Genomic DNA, 4,691 nt, shown 5'->3' with positions numbered 1-4,691 from the left:
GCGCATCACGGTGGCAGACAACGGGGAAGGTATTGCAGCGGAGAACCTGACGCGCGTTTTCTCCCACGGATTTACCACACGCAAGGACGGCCATGGCTTCGGCCTGCACAGCTGCATTCTGGCTGCGCAGGAAATGGGCGGTAGCCTGCAAGCCCATAGCGACGGACCTGGACAAGGCGCATCGTTCATCCTGGAGATTCCCGTCACTGCCGCGCAGGCTCATTGAACGCGGGAAAACGCCGTTTCCTCCTAAGGCGAGGCCTGCGTCGGTCTAAAAGACATGCCCGGTGGCCAGCGCCGCTGCCGCCGCCCGCGTTTCCACGCCCAGCTTTTCGAAAATGTGCTCCAGGTGCTTGTTCACCGTACGGTGGCTCATGCCCAGGATGTCGCCGATGTCCCGGTTGGTCTTGCCCTTGGCCAACCAGGAGAGCACCTCGGTTTCGCGCGGTGTCAGCGCGGCATTGGCCAGGCGCGAGGGCGAGGCGGCATTGGCGCCGCGCTGCTCCAGCAACAACATGGTTTCGCCTATGCCGACCCGGCCCATATTGCGCACCGACAGTTGCACACCGGCCAGATTTAGCAGCACTTCGTCGGTGTCGTCTTCCAGCGCCGCGTAGACCGGCGCGGGCAAACGCCCCGGCAGGGCCCCGCCCTCGGCGCCCTGCAGCCACAAGGCGGCCTGTGGCGAGCGCCAGGCGACGCGCCCGCGAGCATCGACCAACACCACGCCGAAGCCGGCCACGTCCACCGCCTCGCGCGCCAGCCGTGTCATGCGCGCGTTGCGTGTATGGGTATGCAGGCGCGCCACCACCTCCTGCGCGCGCAGCGGCTTGACGACATAGTCGACGCCGCCGCAGGCAAAGCCCTCAAGCACATGCGGCGTCTCCGACAGGCCCGTCATGAAGATCACCGGGATGTGCGCCATGACCGGGTTGGCCTTGATCTGCCGGCAGGTGTCAAAGCCCGAGAGGCCCGGCATGACGGCATCCAGCAGGATGGCGTCGGGCGCGACCAGCTCAAGGCGCTGCAGCGCCGAATCGCCGTCGCGCGCCACCAGCACCGTGTAGCCCTCGCCTTCAAGGGTGTCACACAGCATGCCCAGGCTGCTGGGGGCGTCATCGACCACCAGCACGACCGGGCGCTGGCTCTCRGGGCTGTCAAGCATCAACGTCCTCCGTCAAATGGTCGAGCAACAGCTCCAGCTCGCAGCGGCTCACGAAACCGCGCAAGCGCGCGCAGCTGGCGGCCAGCGCCGGGTCTTCGGCCGCGACGCGGTCCAGCAGGCGGTGCAGGCCGTGAACGTGGCCCAGTTTCACCAGGCGTATCAGCCCGGCGCGGGCTTCCTCGGGCAGGCCCAGCGAAGCTTCCCCGGACGCACCCGCCACGCCGGCGGCGGTCGGCGCAGGCGAGACGACAGACGTCACCCACTCCAGCCCCAGGTGGCGCTGCAAGGCGTCCATCAATTCGGATTCGAGCACCGGCTTGCCGACAAAAGCCTGGCAACCCGCCGCCTTGAGCCGTGAGGCCTGGTTTTCGAACACGTTGGCCGACACCACGATGATGGGAACGCTGTCATAACCCCGGCTCCGTATCTGCACCGCGGTTTCCCAGCCGTCCAGGTCGTCCATGCTGATGTCCAGCAGGATGGCGTCGGGCACACCGTCCTTGAGGCTGTCTATGCATTCGAGGCCGCTGGCTGCCTCTTTCACATCAAAGCCCAGTGGCGTGAGCATGCCGGCCAGCATCTGGCGCTGCACCGGCTGGTCGTCGACGACCAGCAGCGTGCGGCGCTTACCGAAGAAGCCGGCGATCTGGTGCGGCGGGTCGGCCTGCGGCCCGGGGTCGTCGATCTCGCGCAGGTAAAGCCGCACGCTGAACGTGCTGCCCTTGTCCGGCTCGCTCTGCAGTGTCAGGTCACCACCCATCAACGCGGTCAGAAGACCTGTGATGGTCAGGCCCAGGCCGGTGCCCGGTTCACCGCGCCGGCGCCCCGCGGCGCCGCGCTCGAAAGGCAGAAAGATGCGCTGCTGGTCCTGCGGCGCAATGCCTATGCCGGTGTCCACCACATCAAAGCGGATCACCTCGCGCCGGCAGTCCACATGCAGCTTCACGCTGCCCGCGTCGGTGAACATCACCGCATTGCTCAGCAGGTTGATGATGATCTGGCGCAGCCGCTTCGCGTCGGCCTGCACCCAGGCCGGCATGCGGCCGCTGTGGGTGTAGATGAAGTCCACCCCCCTGGCTTCGGCCTGCGGACGCACCATGCTGACCAGTCCTTCCAGAAAATCGGGCAGCGGCACGGGAATCGGCTCCAGACGCAGCCGGCCGGCCTCGATGCGCGCGAGGTCCAGCAAGCCGTCGACGAGCTGCAGCAGGTGCTCGCCGCTGCGCTGTATGGTCTGCRCGGCTTCACGCGGCGTATTGCTGAGCGCCTCGCTTTTGAGCAGGATTTGTGAATACCCCAGGATGCTGTTGAGAGGCGTGCGCAGCTCGTGCGTCATGCCGGCCACGTAGCGCGTCTTGGCCTGGTTGGCTGACTCGGCCACCTCCTTGGCGGTCTGCAGCGCCGCGTCGGTGCGCTGGTGGGCCTCGATCTCGCGCGACAGCAGCTGGTTCTGCCGGTTCGACTCGTCCTGCGCCATGCGCCTGCTTTCGCTTCCCAGTACCACCCACCAGCTGCAAACCGCAACGATCAGCAGCAGCATGGCGAACACTTTCACAAAGGCCGAGCGCAGCAGTCCCGGGAGATCACCCGAGGGCGGGAAGGTGGTCTCCTGCATGTAGACCATGCCCATCACCGTGGCAAGCAGCGCGCACAGCGACAGCATCACCACCATGTAGTGGCCGACACGAAAGTTGACGCGGCTCGAAAGCGCGCTCGGCAGCAGCGTGCTTAAAAACTCCTCGGCCTGCTCGGCGGCGCGCGAGCGTGTCTTGCAGCGGTCGTGACAGCGCGACTCCAGCGTGCAGCACAGGGAGCAGATGGGCGCGCCGTAGGCCGGGCAGCTGGCCATGTCCTCGGCCTCGAAGGCGTTTTCGCAGACGTGGCAGCGCACCCGCTGGCCCGGCACGCCCATGGCCTGCGGCTTGCGCGCAACGTAGTAGCGCCCCTTCGTCAGCCAGGCCAGCAGCGGCGAAAGCACCAGCGCCATGCCCAGCGCGATAAAGGGCGAAAAAGCCTCGGCCTTGGGCCCCATGGCGCCGGTATAGGCGAACACCGACACCACCGTCGCCAGCAGCATGGAGCCCAGGCCCACCGGGTTGATGTCGTACAGATGCGCGCGCTTGAACTCGATGCCCGGCGGGCTCAGGCCCAGCGGCTTGTTGATGACCAGATCGGCCACCAGCGCGCCCACCCAGGCAATTGCCACGTTGCTGTAAAGCCCCAGCACTTTTTCAAGTGCCGAAAAAACGTCGAGCGTCATCAGCAGTAGTGCGATCGCCACGTTGAACACCAGCCACACCACACGGCCCGGGTGGCTGTGCGTGAGGCGCGCGAAGAAATTGGACCATGCCAGCGAGCCCGCATAAGCATTGGTCAGGTTGATCTTGAGCTGCGACACCACGACAAAAACCACGGTTGCAGCCAATATCCAGGCCGGGTCGCTGAAGACGTAGGCGAAGCCCGCGAGGTACATCTGCGTGGGCTCCACCGCCTTCGAGGCAGGCAATTCGTGCTGAAGTACCAGGAAAGCCAGGAAGGCGCCGCCCAGCATTTTCAGCATGCCCAGCACGATCCAGCCCGGCCCGGCCATCAGCACCGCAGCCCACCAGCGCCGGCGATTCGCCTGCGTCTTCTCGGGCAGGAAGCGCAAAAAGTCCACCTGCTCGCCGATCTGCACCACAAGCGAGAACGCCACCGTGGCGGCCKCACCAAACATGAGCGGATCGAACTCGCTGCTGCCCGAGGTGCGTCCCGTCAGCCCGGTGAAATCCGAAAAGGCCTGCGGGTTCTTCCAGAGCACCGCCAGGTAGGGCAAGAGCAGCAGCACGCCCCACAGCGGCTGCGTCCACATCTGCAGGCGTGAGATCAGCGTGATGCCGCGGACCACCATGGGCACGATGACCACCGCGCTGATCACGTAACACCAGGCGATCGGGATGTCGAGGTACATCTGCAGCGCCAGCGCCATGATGGCCGCCTCCAGCGCGAAGAAGATGAAGGTGAAGCTCGCGTAGATCAGCGAGGTGATGGTGGAGCCCAGGTAACCGAAGCCCGCGCCGCGCGTCAGCAAATCCATGTCCACGCCGTAACGGGCGGCGTAGTAGCTGATGGGCAGGCCGGTGAAGAAGGTGATCAGTCCCACCACCAGGATGGCCCACAGCGCGTTGGTGAAGCCGTAGTTGAGCGCGATGGCGCCGCCTATGGCCTCCAGAGCCAGGAAGGACATCGCGCCGAAGGCCGTATTGCCCACGCGCCACTCCGACCACTTGCGAAAGCCGCGCGGCGTGTAGCGCAGCGCGTAGTCCTCGATGGATTCGTCCGCCACCCACGCGTTGTACTCGCGTCGAATACGAAAGATTTTCTGGGTGGCGATGGTCAAGGGGCGGTCTCCGTCAAACGGCCGTAGGGCTGCGGCAACGCACTCGCAACGTCCCGCAAGAAGTGTGCCCGCATCTGGTGCGTTGCACCAGCACGGGTGGCTACGTTGATTGACGTATAGGGATGCGCAACGCTTGTGAACATGATT

Annotated in this window: 3 protein-coding genes; 1 reads left to right on the top strand and 2 read right to left on the bottom strand. The window is 65.6% G+C overall.

The window, feature by feature from the left end; genetic code table 11:
- Positions 1-226, top strand: a 226-nt coding sequence (locus AC1D0Z_RS16280) for an ATP-binding protein (RefSeq protein ID WP_477659261.1), incomplete at its 5' end; no start/stop codon positions are given.
- 45 nt (positions 227-271) lie between these two features.
- On the opposite strand, the gene AC1D0Z_RS16275 is transcribed toward AC1D0Z_RS16280, so the two are convergent.
- The gene (locus AC1D0Z_RS16275; protein WP_477659260.1) at positions 272-1,165 is read right to left on the bottom strand and encodes a response regulator; all 894 of its coding nucleotides are present in this window, start codon (positions 1,163-1,165) and stop codon (positions 272-274) included.
- Positions 1,158-4,544: a hybrid sensor histidine kinase/response regulator gene (locus AC1D0Z_RS16270; RefSeq protein ID WP_477659259.1), complete on the bottom strand. Its 3,387-nt coding sequence runs from the start codon at positions 4,542-4,544 to the stop codon at positions 1,158-1,160. The genes AC1D0Z_RS16275 and AC1D0Z_RS16270 overlap by 8 nt, the downstream gene beginning before the upstream one ends.
- Between the last annotated feature and the right edge of the window lie 147 nt (positions 4,545-4,691).

Source organism: Polaromonas sp. P1_E3 (assembly GCF_056405935.1).
The sequence above is the reverse complement of the archived record's forward strand: the minus strand, read 5'-3'. Positions and strand labels throughout refer to the sequence as shown.